16 protein-coding genes are annotated in these 16,627 nt (G+C 46.4%); 15 read left to right on the top strand and 1 reads right to left on the bottom strand.

Annotated features, from left to right (window positions below; translation table 11 throughout):
* Window positions 1–10: 10 nt before the first annotated feature.
* Entirely contained in the window at window positions 11–607 is a 597-nt protein-coding gene (locus MKY97_RS12275; RefSeq protein ID WP_342555688.1) for a DUF2062 domain-containing protein, read from the top strand.
* Here MKY97_RS12275 and MKY97_RS12280 read toward each other — a convergent pair.
* Window positions 585–1,514 (bottom strand): AEC family transporter, encoded by a 930-nt coding sequence (locus MKY97_RS12280; protein WP_342555689.1) that lies wholly within the window; start codon window positions 1,512–1,514, stop codon window positions 585–587. The genes MKY97_RS12275 and MKY97_RS12280 overlap by 23 nt on opposite strands.
* A 222-nt stretch (window positions 1,515–1,736) precedes the next feature.
* Here MKY97_RS12280 and MKY97_RS12285 point away from each other — a divergent pair, with 222 nt between their 5' ends.
* The 14 genes from MKY97_RS12285 (at window position 1,737) to MKY97_RS12350 (ending at window position 16,374) form a co-directional block, all read left to right on the top strand.
* A complete protein-coding gene (locus tag MKY97_RS12285) occupies window positions 1,737–2,819 on the top strand; it encodes a lactonase family protein (RefSeq protein WP_342555690.1) in 1,083 nt (360 codons plus the stop codon).
* Between the two features lie 296 nt (window positions 2,820–3,115).
* Complete coding sequence (locus tag MKY97_RS12290) at window positions 3,116–3,781, top strand: hypothetical protein (protein WP_342555691.1); 666 nt, start codon at window positions 3,116–3,118, stop codon at window positions 3,779–3,781.
* A 2-nt stretch (window positions 3,782–3,783) separates the two neighbouring features.
* A complete protein-coding gene (locus tag MKY97_RS12295) occupies window positions 3,784–4,749 on the top strand; it encodes a hypothetical protein (protein ID WP_342555692.1) in 966 nt (321 codons plus the stop codon).
* 19 nt (window positions 4,750–4,768) lie between these two features.
* On the top strand, window positions 4,769–5,896 hold the full coding sequence (locus tag MKY97_RS12300; RefSeq protein ID WP_342555693.1) for a hypothetical protein: 1,128 nt from the start codon (window positions 4,769–4,771) through the stop codon (window positions 5,894–5,896).
* A 324-nt stretch (window positions 5,897–6,220) separates the two neighbouring features.
* Window positions 6,221–6,853: a 3-hexulose-6-phosphate synthase gene (hxlA, locus tag MKY97_RS12305; protein WP_111269405.1), complete on the top strand. Its 633-nt coding sequence runs from the start codon at window positions 6,221–6,223 to the stop codon at window positions 6,851–6,853.
* 4 nt (window positions 6,854–6,857) lie between these two features.
* The gene (gene hxlB / locus MKY97_RS12310; RefSeq protein ID WP_342555694.1) at window positions 6,858–7,421 is read left to right on the top strand and encodes a 6-phospho-3-hexuloisomerase; all 564 of its coding nucleotides are present in this window, start codon (window positions 6,858–6,860) and stop codon (window positions 7,419–7,421) included.
* 319 nt (window positions 7,422–7,740) lie between these two features.
* Window positions 7,741–8,103, top strand: coding sequence for a helix-turn-helix domain-containing protein (locus MKY97_RS12315; protein WP_342555695.1), 363 nt, complete (start codon window positions 7,741–7,743; stop codon window positions 8,101–8,103).
* Window positions 8,104–8,283: 180 nt separating this feature from the next.
* Window positions 8,284–10,086 carry an oligoendopeptidase F gene (pepF, locus tag MKY97_RS12320; RefSeq protein WP_342555696.1) on the top strand — a complete coding sequence of 601 codons (1,803 nt, stop codon included), beginning with the start codon at window positions 8,284–8,286 and terminating at the stop codon, window positions 10,084–10,086.
* A 108-nt stretch (window positions 10,087–10,194) separates the two neighbouring features.
* Window positions 10,195–10,719 carry a DUF2500 domain-containing protein gene (locus MKY97_RS12325; protein WP_342555697.1) on the top strand — a complete coding sequence of 175 codons (525 nt, stop codon included), beginning with the start codon at window positions 10,195–10,197 and terminating at the stop codon, window positions 10,717–10,719.
* Between the two features lie 295 nt (window positions 10,720–11,014).
* Window positions 11,015–12,511: a rhamnulokinase family protein gene (locus MKY97_RS12330; protein ID WP_342555698.1), complete on the top strand. Its 1,497-nt coding sequence runs from the start codon at window positions 11,015–11,017 to the stop codon at window positions 12,509–12,511.
* A gap of 2 nt (window positions 12,512–12,513) precedes the next feature.
* Window positions 12,514–13,275: a DeoR/GlpR family DNA-binding transcription regulator gene (locus MKY97_RS12335; protein ID WP_342555699.1), complete on the top strand. Its 762-nt coding sequence runs from the start codon at window positions 12,514–12,516 to the stop codon at window positions 13,273–13,275.
* Window positions 13,276–13,416: 141 nt separating this feature from the next.
* Entirely contained in the window at window positions 13,417–14,145 is a 729-nt protein-coding gene (locus tag MKY97_RS12340) for a (Fe-S)-binding protein (RefSeq protein ID WP_342555700.1), read from the top strand.
* Complete coding sequence (locus tag MKY97_RS12345; protein ID WP_342555701.1) at window positions 14,142–15,659, top strand: LutB/LldF family L-lactate oxidation iron-sulfur protein; 1,518 nt, start codon at window positions 14,142–14,144, stop codon at window positions 15,657–15,659. Before MKY97_RS12340 ends, MKY97_RS12345 begins: the two co-directional genes overlap by 4 nt.
* Entirely contained in the window at window positions 15,649–16,374 is a 726-nt protein-coding gene (locus tag MKY97_RS12350; RefSeq protein ID WP_342555702.1) for an LUD domain-containing protein, read from the top strand. The genes MKY97_RS12345 and MKY97_RS12350 overlap by 11 nt, the downstream gene beginning before the upstream one ends.
* Window positions 16,375–16,627: the final 253 nt, after the last annotated feature.

The following is a 16,627-nucleotide window of genomic DNA, read 5'->3' on the forward strand; positions in this document are numbered from 1 at the left end:
GAAATTCAGGATGAAGAACCAGAAGCGCAAACCCAATCGAATGGCACGTTTGACTCGTGCGATAAAACTGAATTTTCTCAAACTTTTACGTGCTCCGGGCGGTGCTCACAAAGTATCTACCGGATTTGCCATAGGGTTCGGTCTTGAATTGATCGTGATCTCGACTGCATCTTTGATTTATCTCGTATTCTACCCGATTGTGCGCCTTTCGGGAGGTTCTATGCCAGCGGCCATCGTTGGTAACGTTGTGGGCAAGTTAACGTTTCTGCCGATTATTCTAATGCCGCTTGCGAAGCAGATTGGATCATGGATGCTGCCTTCCCACAGTATGGGTCAGGGACCTATGCATGAGAGTGCATGGATGGAATTGTTTCACGGGAACTGGTCTGCTGTGAGTGAGCTGCTGCTTGGCGGGCTCGATATTTTGGCAGGCATGAGTGTGCTTGGTCTGATCCTCGGCTTCATTTCGTACTTCGTCGTCAAATTTTTCTACGTCAGAGCCCTTTATCGGCGGCATGAACGCCGGCTGGAGAAGCGCCGCCAAGCGGCGAACGCCTCCAGTGCCGGTACAGCGCCTGTACTGATCAGGAAGACATCACAATCATAATCGGTAGGAAGACCATCGATGCAGCGGTGGTCCAAAGAATGCAGCGGGAAACAAACCGCGGGGAAGCGCCGAACTGTTCAGCCAAAATAACCGCGTTGACTGCGGTCGGCATCGAAGCAAGGATGAGCAGTACAGAGAACAATATGCCCTCGACCTGAAGTGCCTTCAGAATAAGCCAGGACAAGACCGGTGCTGCGACCAGGCGTACGACAAGTCCGGCCCAGAAAGCACGGCGAACGTTGGACTTCCAAGGCGCTGCATCCCCTTTGGAGCGGAGCATCTGTGCGCCCAGGATCGCGAGAACAATGGGAGAATAACCGGCAGCCATCATAGAGATGCCCCCATCGAGTGCTTCAGGCAGCTGAATACTAGAGGCCCGCAGGATGATTGCGATAACCGTTGCATATATAGTAGGCATGCGAAATACGGACAGGATTGCCTGTTTTACGGTGAATTCCGATCTTGCGGCAAAGAAAATACCTACCGTATTCACAATAATCATCTGTCCGATGACATAGACAGAAGCCTTGTCCAAGCCGAGCTGGTCGAAGGCAAGCAGCACAAGCGGGAGCCCGTAATTCACACAGTTGGTAAACGTGGAGACGAGGGTAAGGCCTGCTTTTTCCGGTGCACCCAGACCAAAAATCCGGCTCAGCAGCTCGGCAAGGGCCCAGAGAGCAATCAGGTTCAGAATCGAGAACCAAAAGGTGCCTGTGACGTCGGTCCATGTGATATCTGCATGCAGCAGCGTATGGAAGATGAGTGCAGGGCTTAGAATATAGAGTGAAAACGCCGAAAGCGGACGAGTATCCCAGTCCCTGAAATGTTTTAACAGTATTCCTCCGATCACTGGCAGGGATATAGGCAGAAATACATGGTAGAGTGTAACTAAAAACGAGGTCAACAATCTGTTCAGTCCTTTCTGGATGAAAAACCTATCTTATCATAGCAGGAAAAGTTATGCAGTTGAATGCTAATAGTGTAATTCGATGTGAGGCTTCGTACAGGCTGCTTACAACATGGCTAGGCTCTAAGGGAGTAAGCTGGTGCTGGATTGCTATTTTGATATGACAGATTTATTATAGAAGAGGTACAGCGAGACTACATACACATAGAGGAGGAAACTGTAATGAGTGAATCAAAACGCTTGCTCGTCTTGGTCGGCTCTTATGCCGAAGCTGAAAATGAGGGCATTTACGCATATGAATTAAATGAGGATACAGGCAGTCTGGCGAAGCTGGACGGCATTGCAGGAGTGAAAAACCCGACGTTTGTGAATGTGGACGCAGAAGCAAACAAACTGTATGCGATTGGTGAAACGGCGTCTGCCGAAGGCAGTAAAATGTCGGAAGCGGTGGCTCTGAGCGTGGACCCTTCCACAGGAAAATTGACACTGCTTAACCGCAAGGATTCGATCTCTGCTCCGCCATGTCACATTCAGCGCGACCCTTCCGGTAAATATTTGATCCTGTCCAGTTATCACGGTGGATTGGTAGGACTTCAGGCTCTCACGGACAATGGTGAGGTCGGAGCGCTGCTGGACGAGAAGAAGCATGAAGGTCACGGGGCGCATCCTGAACGTCAGGACAAGCCGCATGTGCACTCTGCCTTCTTCAGCCCGGACGGCAAATATATGATGGTACAGGATCTCGGTGCAGACAAAATTGCGATTTACACCCTTAACACAGACAAAAATGAATTGGTGCTTCATAGTGAAACGAAGACTCATCCAGGCGCAGGCCCGCGTCATTTGACATTCCATCCGAATGGTCAATTTGCATACGTGATTAACGAAGTAGATTCGTCCATCACAACGTACAAATACGATGCGGCAGCGGGCACGCTCACTGAAATCTCGAATGTATCAACTCTGCCTGACGGTTATGAAGGCAGCGAGAACACAACTGCGGAGATTACCGTTTCCAATGATGGTCGCTTTGTGTATGGTTCCAACCGTGGACACGACAGCATCGTAGTATTTGCTGTAGATGCTGACAAAGGTACGCTGTCACTGGTGGAGCATGTCTCCGCAGAGGGACAGCACCCGCGTCATTTTGCATTGACACCGAATGGTAAAATGCTGATCGCAGCTAACCGTGATACGAACAACATGGTTACCTTCACCGTAGATCAGGAAAGCGGACGCTTGAAATACACAGGTCACAGTACAGGTGTATCCAAGCCGGTATGTGTGAAACCAGTATATCTGTAACCTAAGTTGAAATTAGCAAAGAGTGAGACCTAGTCATACGGCTAGGTCTTTTGGCATTCAGTTATAATATATTTTTTTAATATATTATTTTGTACCTAACTATTATAAGTTACATTTTAACTAGTTCTACAATATTCGACAAACTTTATTCAGTATGTATGATATGCTTCTAAGCATCATAATCATCTAAGATAAATGTTCAGTTCGAATAAAATCCTTGTTATAATAATACAGAACATATGATCTCATTTTCTTTAATTTACAAATGAGGATGTATTATTAAAGGGGGATATATAATGTTGACCGCTCTTTTTAGAAAATTTGATGATTTTTCTATGGACTTACTAAGTGAATTGTTACAGGCATCCCCTACTGAAGCTTCTGAACGTATTACTGAGCTATCAATAACTGAAGAAGGCATAACAATGGATTACTATCGTACGATCCGATCTGTAGAGTTATTCTATGATTTTATATCAGAAGTAGAAGTTCCAGAAATTGTTAATAAAGCTCATAAAGCCAGTTGCATAATCTCTAAAAAACGAAATATTGCTTTAATTTATGGTAACAGAGTAGCCTGCAATAATTTTGAAAGATATTTAAAGAATAAAGCACAAATTAATCTTTTCTCCAACTTCATAGAATTAGGTGGCTTATTAAATAAACTTTCAGAACAGGGATGTCGTTTGAAAAAATTAGATTATATAGATGTTGAGTTTTTAGGAACAGTTTTAAATTCGTTATCACTAGATTTTAAGACAAACCATGATGCTGAACGTATATTGAAAAGAATACCTACTAATCCTTCTAAAGCAAGTTTAGAACTTTTCTTTGATAAAAAAGAATGTACTTTCAATATTGACTTAGTGAATAGTTCTATTAAGGTAGAATATGACACGCTGGAAATTACTAATATAGAACTGGTTAAAGAAATAATTATTGATTATTTTGAGGAGGAATAACATTGTCAGAAGAACAGCAATATCAAGGAGACAGATGGACAAATCAAACTCGGAATATTTTACATAATTTAGGATGGATTCAGAAAGGTGATGCAAATTTTGATATAATTTGTGTTAATAAAGTAGCACATAAAACCCGAGATAGAGATCGAATTAACCCACATGGAATTGATACGGTCTTTTCGTACTATGATCCATACAAGAAAAAGGATACAGGAATTATAGTTGAATCCAAACAAAGGAAATGGAGTGGAATTAATAAAGCTGAAATTGAGAGTTTCATCAATCAGCTTCAGATGTCTATTGAATGCTCAGACACTAACGAGCTATTTCATAATATGAATTGTAGATCTGTAAAGACAGGATTATTAATGTTATGGTGTAACGAACCTCATAATTTTGATGAGTTAAAGTATAGAGACTATCTTAAACAATTAAGGTTTACAACAAAGAAAAATCCGATTACATTGTATATTGCTTCCAACACTGAAATACTTAAATGGTGTTCATTAATACAAAAGGTAAATGAAATTAAGGCTAAACATTCAGTAAAAGAGTTTAAGTATTTTTATCCAAGTGATACTTACAGTGGGGGAAAAAGTTCGCCTTCTAGAAGAGATCATGTCAACATCATTCATCTTTTTTCAAGCTATGTTTTTGGGAAAAGTAAAGAGACAATAGAACATAGAAATGGAACATATACAGAAGAAACGAGTCATGTATTTTTCTTTTCCGAACCAACTTTAGATGAACTGAATTTTATGTATTCATGTATTCAACCCTTTCAATTGGAAGACGCAGATAACCTCGTAATTCATCTATATAATAATGATTCTCGATATAGAGTTCCTATTGAAGAATTCAAAAGGTCAAAGAGTGAAGGTTTGAGAACTGAGGGTTCAAAACTAAAATTAAGTATTGAATATATGCTAAGACTTGCAGATGTACCAGAACAGTATTCTAAATAGTATTAATGAGGTGTGAAATATGCAATTAAGGAAATACCCAAATAGATTTCATGTTAGAAAAGTAATTGAACAATTTATGAGCAGCAAGGATGCAATTAGTGTTTTTAAAGAGCAAGGAATACTAGTACAAGCTTACAGAAAAAAAGATGTTGCAAAAATTGCTGCAGATCATTATTTTTCCAGAAACAACTTTATAAAACTTAAAGAAAAGGTAGAGGCAGAGCATAATTATAAAAAAACGAGTAGGCTTGAGATACCGAAAGAAGAGATTGAAGATTTTAAAAATGCTTTGTTAGAAATTAACGGTAGCCCTTTAGGCGATGATGACAATACAGTAGTAACTGTATTAGAGACTCCAAATGACGGTTGGGAATTTAGGATTGATTATACAGATTATAGACCAGGCATGATTGATTTATTGGATCAAACTGCTAGAAGAGTCGAGGTTAAAGTGAACGATCAAATAGAAACATTCAGTTTGGATTTTGATACAATTTTAAGTAATGATTATAAAAAAGTAACTCAAGTTATAGAATATCTCAGACGTACTAACGAGGATATTGAAGTGAACTTCTCTGAAATTAGCTTAAAAGCGTTATCTTGTGAAAATCGTATTCAATTATTCAATCAATTTTTTCAATATGAACATCAATCGTGGATGTTTGCAGAAATAAAAAAATTGAAAGTAAAACGAGACGAACGTGGAGATAATTCTGAAGAAAGCACTGTAGAAGAAGATCAGTTGCAGGGTATAAATTCCGCGTTAATAGATGGTGTAAATCTTATCGAAAATAGATTTGTAAAAGGAACCTTAGATAACGGTTTTTACTTTTCTATGGCTCAAATGAGATTTGATAGCAGAGAGAATGCAGATTTTATCGATATTGCTATAGAGTTTATGAGCAGGCCTGAAAAATGCGAAACTAAAATGGTTTCATCTGGGTACTATTATTATAACGACTCGGGCGATAGAGTAGAAGAAACTAATGTATTGGCAACAGAAGATCAAGATTCAATTTTATTTGAATTTAAGAATGCCCTTTCTCAAATTTATAAACAATTATGTATTAATAGAAAAGTTTCTTTCGTTGCTAGCGATTACGATGTCAATTTCTTTGGAGAGACTGCTGTAGCAGAAGAAGTTTGAATATATCATGTTCGAGTAAAACCGTTAATGTGAAAAAAGGTTAACGGTTTTTACTCGAAAAGGCTAAGTTAGAATGAATTTGTATTGAATATATAAAATCGAAATAAAATTCACCTAACAACGAATAAGTATCATTAGTTTCTCCCAAGTAACTACCTCACTTGAAAGTGCGTACTTCCTGAATAGATAGTCAGGCTCTACAATGAACTAGCAGCCGCAATACAGCGTCGTACCATCCAAAACGCAGAGGATTGGCTGCAGCAGCAGAAATATTTTAATTCAAAATCATTTACTTATACTTGAATAACAAAGGAGACATAAAACATGAAATTACAGCTCGCACTTGATTTGGTTAACATCCCTGACGGTATCGCATTGGTTAAAGAGGTTGAGTCATACATTGATATCGTAGAGATTGGCACGCCAATTATCATTAATGAAGGTCTGCATGCCGTAAAAGCAATGAAAGAAGCCTACCCTAACCTGCAGGTGCTTGCGGACCTGAAAATTATGGACGCTGGCGGTTATGAAATCATGAAAGCAGCTGAAGCCGGCGCAGACTTGATTACCGTTCTGGGTGCAAGCAACGATATGACAATCAAAGGTGCAGTCGAGGAAGCGAAAAAACAAAACAAAGAAGTTCTCGTGGACATGATCAACGTGCCAAACCTGGAACAGCGTGCGCGTGAAGTTGACGCTCTGGGCGTAGACTACATCTGTGTTCATACCGGTTATGACCTTCAGGCTGTGGGACAGAGCCCGTTCGAAGACCTGCAAACCATCAAAGGCGCGGTGAAAAATGCAAAAACCGCTGTCGCTGGCGGCATCAAATTGGACACACTGCCAGAAGTAATCAAAGCACAGCCTGATCTTGTTATTGTTGGCGGTGGCATCACAGGACAAGCAGATAAAGCAGCTGTGGCATCTGAAATGCAGCGCCTTGTAAAACAAGGGTAAGCTTATGAGCGGCACACGATACACCGCAGCCATCCTGAAGGAGCTGGAACGCACACTAAGCCAGATCGACGATGCCGAGATGCAGGTCTTGGCAGAGCGACTGCTGGCAGCAGAACGTATTTTTGTAGCTGGAGCGGGTCGTTCGGGACTGATGGGAAAAGCATTTGCGATGCGGTTGATGCAGATGGGACTAGCTGTCTACGTCGTGGGTGAAACCGTGACCCCGGGCATCAGCTCGGCGGATTTCCTGCTGTTATGCTCGGGGTCGGGGGAGACAGGCAGCCTTGCGGCGATGGCACGAAAAGCCAACCAAGCAGGTGCTCCTGTAGGCTTAATGACAATTAAGCCGGAGTCTACGATTGCGCAGCTGGCACAGGCAGTCGTTCGTCTGCCTGCCTCAGCCAAAGAAGATACAGCGGATGCCGGAGCAGATGTGACAATACAGCCCATGGGTTCACTGTTTGAGCAGAGTTTGCTGCTGAGCATGGATGCTCTGATCCTGACCATGATGGAGATAAAAGGCATGACCGGAGCCGACATGTTTAGCCGTCATGCGAACCTGGAGTAGCTCCGTGGAGCTGACCAAGCCTCTCTATATATAAGAAGAAGTAGACCGGAGTCCTCTGCTGTGAGCAGGGATTGCGGTCTTTTCTGTGAAAAAGGTAAAGGAACTTTGCATTCCGTCCATGCTGTAGTAAAATGATGCATTAGGGTTTGATCACATGCACGCGTTGGCCGATGGGGAATCAGGCTCAAGATAGAAATAAAAATAAAAATAAACGTTAGGAAGTTGAACGATTCTTTTACACGTTATTGCGTCTGCGGAGTGGACTGTGTAACTCTTTAGTTCAACTTCTATAGTTGCGAGATAAAGGGGGCTTGGAGCCATGGCGTCCGAAGTCAAGGAACGTATTAATTTGAAAGAAATCAACTGTGAAAAGGAATTAACTCTCGCGGTGATTGGAGGCAAGTGGAAGCTCATTATACTGTGGCACCTTGGTCTTGAAGGCACGAAACGATTTAGTGAGTTGAAACGTCTGATCCCGCATATTACACAAAAGATGCTGACGAACCAGCTGCGGGAGCTGGAAGAAGACAAACTGGTGGAGCGCAAGGTGTACGCCGAAGTGCCGCCCCGGGTCGAATATTCGCTGACAGATCATGGTCAGAGTCTGATGCCTGTGCTGCACGCAATGTACAACTGGGGCAAAAACTACGCAGAAAATGTAATCTGGAAAGAGACGAAATGAATCATCTAACGAAACGTCAAGTGAACTGGACACGCCAGAGCTTGGCGTTTTTTAGTTTCAAGCCGGATTGAATTCTGCATTTGTAAACCAAAAGTCTCATAATTAGAAGATGTCATGTATAGAGTGGTGGATTATGATACGATGAGAGAAATTGGAAACGCAGGGAGGATGACGTTTAAGATGGATAAGATACGTACTCGTGCCGAAGTCATGGAGGAAGCAACCTGGGATCTGAGGGATTTGTTTGCATCAGACACTGAATGGGAACAGGAACTGACATCCTTGCCGGACGCTGCGGCAGATATCGAGACATTCAAAGGCACCCTGGGTCAAAATGCCGAGCAATTGCTCGCTTGTCTGGATGCCCGTGAAGCTCTGCAGGAGCGGATCGGCAGGACGGCCGCTTATGCACGTTTAAAACAGTCCGAGGACAGCACGAACCCCGTCAATATTGAAAATGCAGCTAAAGCTGGTGACATTCTGTCCAGCCTGTCTTCACGTCTGTCTTTTGTCAACTCCGAGATCGTTTCGCTGCCGGATGGCACCATCGAGCGGTATTTGGAAGAACTTCCGGGTCTGGAACCCTACAAACGCAGTCTGAACAGGCTGTTAGAGGAAAAAGCACATCGGCTCTCGCCTGAAACCGAGAAAGTGCTTGCTTCACTGAGTGAAGTGCTGGATTCTCCATACCGAATCTATCAGCGCGGCAAACTGGCGGATATGACTTTTGATGAGGCGCTGGATGGGGAGGATCAATCCCGGCCGTTATCTTGGTCATTTTACGAGAATAACTACGAGATGTCTTCCGACACCAAACTGCGCCGTTCCGCTTACGCTTCATTTAATACAGCGCTGCATAAGTACAAGAACACGTTTGCCGAAGGGTACGCTGCTGAAGTGAAAAAACAAGTCGTGCTGTCACGTCTGCGGGGATATGACGATGTAACAGATATGCTGCTGGCTCCGCAGCAGGTCAGTAAAGAGATGTACAATCACGTGCTCGATATTATTCAAAAGGAACTTGCCCCGCACATGCGCAGGCTGGCAGCGCTGAAAAAGCGTGAGCTTGGACTCGATAAGCTGATGTTCTGTGATCTCAAGGCCCCGCTTGATCCCGAGTTCAGTCCGGCCATTACATACGATGAAGCATGCACGCTGATTCGTGAGGCATTGGAAGTACTGGGACCTGAATATGGAGAGATCGTTGAGCGTGCCTTTAGTGAGCGCTGGGTTGATTATGCGGACAATGCAGGCAAATCCACCGGCGCATTCTGTTCCTCGATCTATGGAGCACACTCTTATATTCTGATTTCGTGGGCCAATAACATGCGTGGAGCATTTACGCTGGCCCATGAAGTGGGACATGCAGGCCACTTTATGCTGGCTGGTCAATATCAGCGGCTGACGAATACACGGCCATCCCTCTACTTTATTGAAGCGCCTTCGACAATGAATGAGATGCTGCTGGCGGATCATTTGCTGAAGCGTTCCGATCATCCAAGAATGCGGCGCTGGGTCATTCTGCAGCTGCTGAATACGTATTATCATAACTTCGTAACACATCTGCTGGAGGGTGAACTGCAGCGGAGGGTTTATACACTAGCTTCGGAAGATAAGCCAATCACGGCTAAGACGTTAAGCGAGCTGAAGGGTACCATTCTCTCGGAATTCTGGGGGCCTGAGCTGGTTGTAGATGAAGGTGCCAAGCTGACGTGGATGCGGCAGCCCCATTATTATATGGGACTGTACCCGTATACTTATGCAGCAGGTTTAACGGCCTCAACGGCAGCGGCACAGAAAATCCGGGAGGAAGGACAGCCTGCGGTAGATCGCTGGCTTGAAGCACTCAAGTCCGGCGGCAGTCTTGCACCGCAGGAACTGATGAAGCTTGCCGGAGTAGACATGTCGGGACCTGAGCCGATTCGGACAGCAGTCGCTTACGTCGGCAGTCTTGTCGACGAACTTGAACGTCTGTATTCGTAAACGGGTTCATATAGTATACGGACAAGGCAGACGGGCTGAGTGCATGCCCCGTCCCTTAGACGGGGAGGGTGAACTGTTATTTTGCATGTGGGAAAGGAACGATGAGTTATGGCGCTAACGGGCATCTTCACAATTGCGAACCGACTGAGTGTGGACGGATTCGGTGGAGTGGATGATTTGAGCAGCGTGCCGGGATTTGAAGGAAACCAGAGCGGTTTTTTTTCCGGATTGAATGAGTTCGGTGCGATGGGTACGTTCGTCCCTATGTTTATCGGCATCATATTTCTGATTGTGGCAGGCGGCATCGTATACGCAATCTTCTCGGGTGTGCGAACCTGGTCCTCCAATAACGCATCAGCCGTATTGACGCTGCACTGCAGCGTGGTTGCGAAGCGAACAGAGGTTAGAGGTGGAAGCGGAGATAGCAGAACCCGAACGAGTTATTATGCGACGTTTGAATTCGATAACGGAGAGCGTCTGGAATTAAACGTGGGCGGCCAAATGTACGGCATGCTGGTGGAACAAGATCGGGGCATGCTGACCTATCAAGGGACACGCTTCAAACACTTCGAGCGGGCTATTCAGCCTCAATCCGGATATACCGGAGCGGAAGGCGAACAATTCTACAGATAAAACGGATGCAGCGGCTCCTCCCCAAAAGGGAGAGAGCCGTTTTTTTGCTGTGGGATGAGATTCCGAATTTATAGGTATTCAAACGCTTACAATAGTGATATACTTTAAAAATAAAAACAAACAGTATTAAACAAATGAAAACAAAGAGAATATTGGGGATGAAATAAAGATAAAAGTAAACATCCAAGTAAACATCCAAGTGAAGATAAAAGTGAAGCTGCACGTTAAGATCCCGGTTGGGTTGGTTTTGGATGAGGTTGAAACACGATAACTTGTGGAAAAGGTGGGGAAAGCAGTGAGTGTGCTGGCTTATGATTTGGGTGCGGGGAGCGGAAGAGCCATCCTTGGACATCTGAATGATCGGGGGATAGAAACCCGTGAAATTCATCGGTTTAAGAACGAGCCGGTGAAGATCGGTGAGCGGATGCACTGGGATATTTTGCGGCTGCATCATGAAGTGCTTCAGGGATTAGTCCTCGTAAAACAACAGGGAGAAGTGCCGGAGAGTCTGGGAATTGATTCTTGGGGTGTTGATTTTGGTCTGCTGAGCGGCCACGGTGAACTGCTTGGCAATCCATATCATTATCGCGATACACAGTTCAGCGGCATGATGGATACGATCTTACGGGAGTTATCTGCAAAACATATCTTTGAACGTACAGGCATCCAATTTCTCCCGTTTAACACGCTGTATCAGCTGGCTGCGCTTAAGCGCAGTGCTTTTCCGTTACTGCGTGAGGCTCAGCGATTCCTTATGATTCCCGATCTGCTTCGTTATTTTCTAACTGGAGAAGCAGTGAATGAGTTCACAAATGCGACAACCACACAATTATACAATCCGGTGTTGGGGCATTGGGATCATGAGCTGCTCGCGCATATCGGTATCTCTGACCAATGGTTCGGAGAAGTCGTGATGCCGGGAACGACTGCAGGGCAGCTGCGCAGCAGCATACGTAATGAATTCGGTCTTGCACCCATTCCGGTGATTGCTGTAGCGGAGCATGACACCGCATCGGCTGTGGTAGCGGTTCCGGCAGCGGAGCGATCGTTTGCTTATCTAAGCTGCGGAACATGGTCCCTGATGGGAACCGAGCTGGATCAGCCTGTTATCAATGCGAAGAGCCTGGCGCTGAACTTTACTAATGAAGGCGGTGCAGGAGGCACGTATCGTCTGCTCAAGAACATTATGGGCCTCTGGATTCTGCAGGAATGCATGCGGCAGTGGGAGCGCGAAGGACAAGGGATCAGCTATGCAGCTTTGCTGGCGAAGGTTGAGACGGCGCCGCCGTTTGCCAGCCTGTTCGATCCGGATGATGAGTTGTTTCTGCCTGCGGGCGATATGACAGAACGTATCCGCCAATACTGCCGCAGGACAGGACAGCGTGAACCTGATGACCAGGGCAGTGCGGCCCGTGCAATTCTGGAGAGTCTTGCCTTGAAATATCGCAGCGTTCTGGAGTGGACAGAAGAACTGTCAGGCCAGTCATTCAGCGGTCTGCATATGGTAGGAGGGGGCATTCAGAACCAGCTTTTATGTCAATGGACAGCCAATTCAATTGGTAAGCCGGTATGGGCTGGACCTGCGGAAGGAAGTGCCATCGGAAATATGGCTGTGCAGTGGATCGCGAGCGGTGCGTTCAAAGATATCTGGGAGGCACGCAGCGCCATACGCTCATCCTTTCCGATTACGGAATATGAGCCGCAGTTTCGAGCAGACTGGACAGAAGCTTATGAACGATTTATGCAGATAACGGCTGTGCCTCCAGATTCAGAAACCGGAAGCGGGGTGTAAACATGCTCGCGGCAGAACGATATGACCGGATTGTAGAACTGGTGAATATCAAAGGCAGCATGCGTGTATCCGAGCTTAGTGAGCGCTGCCGGGTAACCGAGGAGACGATCCGCCGGGATCTGGATCGACTGGAGCAGGCTGGACGGCTGCGCAGATCACACGGCGGAGCCGTCAGTGTGAAGGAAGATCAGCCGGAGATCCCCTACCAGATTAGGGAGACAGCGCAGACATTAGAGAAGAAACGAATTGCTGATGCGGCCTTGGCGCTGATCGAAGCAGGAGACCGTATTTTGCTGGATGCCAGCACGACAGCAGGTTATATGGCGGCAAACATGCCGGATGTCCCTCTTACCGTATTAACCAACTCCATTCAGGTCGCTGCACAGCTGAGCAGTCGGGACAAAATCGAGGTCATCTCCACCGGAGGGCTGCTGGCAGCCCGTTCGTTATCCTTTGTGGGCCCGCTGGCGGAGCGATCTCTGGAGACGTACCATGTCGACAAACTGTTCTTGTCGTGCAAAGGTGTACATCTGGAAAGCGGCGGTATCAGTGAATCGAATGAACTGCAGGCAAGATTGAAACAGAAGATGGTCGGGATATCGGATCAGGTTATCCTGCTGGCGGATGCGAGCAAATTCGGCATTCGGGCTTTCGCTCGTGTGACGGGGCTGGATGCCGTGCACACCATGATTACGGATCAGTCATTGAATGAAGAGCAGCGTTCGTTATGCGGAACGTATGGTCTGCGGGTTCATCCGGTTTGATAAAGAGTGGAGGCCGGCCTGCAGCGAGCCATTGGAGATAAGAAAAGTGATGAATGTGCAGATATTCATGGAGCAGTGAACAGATTTTTACATGAGAAGAATATGAAGAAATACAATGTCAAATTGAGGGAGCGTGTAATCATGAAAGTCTCCTTGTTTATAACCTGCCTGAGTGATGCGATCTATCCCCGAGTGGGGGAGGCGATGGTCCGATTGCTGGCCGCTCACGGGGTCCGTTTGGAATTTCCGCAGGTGCAGACCTGCTGTGGTCAGCCTTCCTACAACAGCGGGTACTGGGATGAGACGCGAACAGCAGCCAAAACGATATTGCAGGCGTTTGATGACAGTGATTTTGTGGTCTGTCCATCAGGCTCTTGCACGTATATGATTCATCATTATCCCGAACTGTTTGCAGATGAGCCGGAATGGTTGGAAAAAGCGAAACAGCTGGAAGCCAAAGCTTACGAATTCACGCAATTTCTGGTGCAGGTGCTCGGAGTAACCGACGTTGGTGCACATTTTCCACATAAAGTAACGTACCACCCTTCCTGCCACGGCAGCCGTCTGCTTGGGGTTAAGGATGAACCGCTGGCTTTGCTGTCCCAAGTCAAAGGGCTGGAACTGGTTCCGCTGCCTCATGCCGAGGACTGCTGCGGGTTTGGAGGAACATTCGCCATCAAAATGTCCGAAATCTCCGGAGCCATGGTGACTGAGAAGGTAGATCATGTCAAAGAAACGCAGGCCGAGGTGCTCGTTGGGCTGGATATGGCCTGTCTGATGAATATTGCAGGTAATCTGCGGTATAGAAACGAACCTGTGCGGGTGATGCATCTGGCCGAACTGTTATATGAGGGGGTGCAGACAGGATGAGTCAACCTGGAGTTATGAATGAAACGGTCAAATCCCGAGCGGGTTTGGCACTAAATGATGATTTTTTGCGTAAAGCTGTGAAATTCACGACAGAACGTCTGCGGAATGGCAAGAAGACAGCCTCGGAAGAGCATGGGAATTGGGAAGAGTGGCGGGAGCGTGGGCGACAGATTCGGCTGCACACGATTGCACATCTGGATTATTATTTGAATGAATTTGTAAACCATGCCCGTGCAAACGGTGTACACATTCATTTCGCTGATACTTCAGCGGAAGCGGCGTCGATTGCGCTTGATATCGCTGTGCATAAACAGGCTTCAAGCGTAGTCAAATCCAAATCTATGGTGTCGGAAGAGGTGCATCTGAACCATGTGCTGGAAACGGCAGGTATTGAAACGATAGAGACGGATCTTGGTGAATATATCATACAGCTTGCGGGTGAAGCACCATCCCATATCGTTATTCCGGCGATTCACAAGAACAGATATCAGATTGCCGAACTGTTATCCAAGGAAGCCGGAGAGATGCTGGAGCCCGATACGACTGTGCTGGCCGGATTTGTGCGCAGGAAGCTGCGTGAGAAATTTCTGGAGGCTGATATTGGTTTGACCGGCTGCAATTTTGCCATTGCCGAGACGGGTTCGATGGTTTTATTTGAAAATGAAGGCAATGCCCGTATGGTATCTACCGTGCCGAGAACGCAGATTACCTTGATGGGTATGGAGCGCATCATTCCATCCTGGTCTGACCTCGAAGTCATGGCAACGCTGCTGCCCCGTTCAGCCACCGGACAAAAACTCACGATGTACATGTCGGGTATTACAGGTCCTCGCCGCTCGGCAGACGCGGATGGACCGGATGAGATGCACATCATAATCGTAGACAATGGCAGGTCACTACAGCTCGGTGATCCCGAGTTCCAGGAACTGCTGAACTGTATTCGCTGCGGAGCATGCCTCAATGCGTGTCCAGTATACCGGCATATCGGGGGTCACGCGTACGGCGGAACTTACAGTGGTCCGATCGGAGCGGTGCTGACACCTGCATTAAACGGCAATATTGATGAATGGAATGATATCGCAAGCGCTTCGAGTCTCTGCGGTGCCTGTTATGAAGCGTGTCCTGTCAAAATTCCACTGCATGACATGCTTGTATATTTGCGCAGGCGTAAAGTGGAAGAAGGGCATGGGAGTAAACTAGAAACGATTGGTATGAAAGGTTTTGCAGCGGTTGCGGCAAACTCCAGGCGTTTTGCTGCTGCCATTCGGCTTGGACAGATTGGACAGAAGGCCGTTGTGAGGAACAATGGCATCTCGTTAAAGCTCGGCCCGCTAAAAGGCTGGAATTCGTACAGAGTCGCTCCAAGTCTTGCCAAAAAATCGTTCCGTCAGCAGTGGGACGGTCTGGATCAGGAGTTGAATGGGCAGCATACCGTGATGGATGCTGCAGTACGTGAGCGTATGCAGCAGCTTATTCGTAACCGCAAGAAGGGAGGCTTGAAGCATGGGAAGTGAACATCAGCAGTGGCTTGAAGCCATGGAAGAGAAGTCACGGCGCAGACAGGAGAAGTTCATGGACGATATCGCTGCCAAACTGCAGCGACCTAGACTGCGCCATGCTCCAACTCATGTTTTTCGCGGTGCCCCTGATTTCTGGCATGAGCTGGAATGGGACGAAGAGCAGCGAATTCAGGCCTTTACCGATAACTTTGTCAGTGTAGGTGCTCATATTGTAAGGGTGCAGGATTTGGGAGAAGCCGCTCAGTTCATTACCAATAAAGCGCATGAATTAAGTGCCAAATATCTGATACGCCAGAATGAGCAGGTTTTAAACGATCTGGGACTTGAGGAACAGCTTCCTGATGTACAGATTTCCGTCTGGAATAGTGCTCCCGAAGTGGACTGGAAAGCACGAGCAGCTGAAGCGGATATCGGGATTGTGATGGCGGATTATGCCACAGCATATACAGGCTCGGTGACTGTCCTTTCTTCCCCGGAGAAAGGACGTTCGGTCAGTCTGCTGCCAACCGTGCTGGTCCTGATTATCCCGGTGCAGCGGCTGTACACCCGATTGGGTGAAACGCTGCACCGTTTTGACGAAGCGGGAAGAGAACAGCTCCCAGCCGGTATTCATTTTATTTCAGGTCCCAGCCGTTCCTCCGATATTGAGAATGATCTCACGATTGGAGTCCATGGCCCGGGCGTGGTCTACGGTGTAATTGTAGGTTAGGTTACCCGTCTCAAGCTAAGAGAAAAACGGTAAACACGGAACTGTCCTTTAAGCGTCGTTTTTCGCTGAGGGCAGTTTTATTTGGTTAGGTGGTGGGGACACCCGGTGCGAGGTCCTATGACTTTAGGACAGTTGAAGATTGGAACTGGAAATGATATGGTAAAGATAGACAAAGAGAAAAACCCATTTTTTTTGCTTAAGATTGACCGGATTACGATTGTGGTCAGTCGGTTTTGGGTATGGCATATGTACA

Source organism: Paenibacillus sp. FSL R7-0652, from assembly GCF_038595045.1.
Taxonomy (GTDB): domain Bacteria; phylum Bacillota; class Bacilli; order Paenibacillales; family Paenibacillaceae; genus Paenibacillus.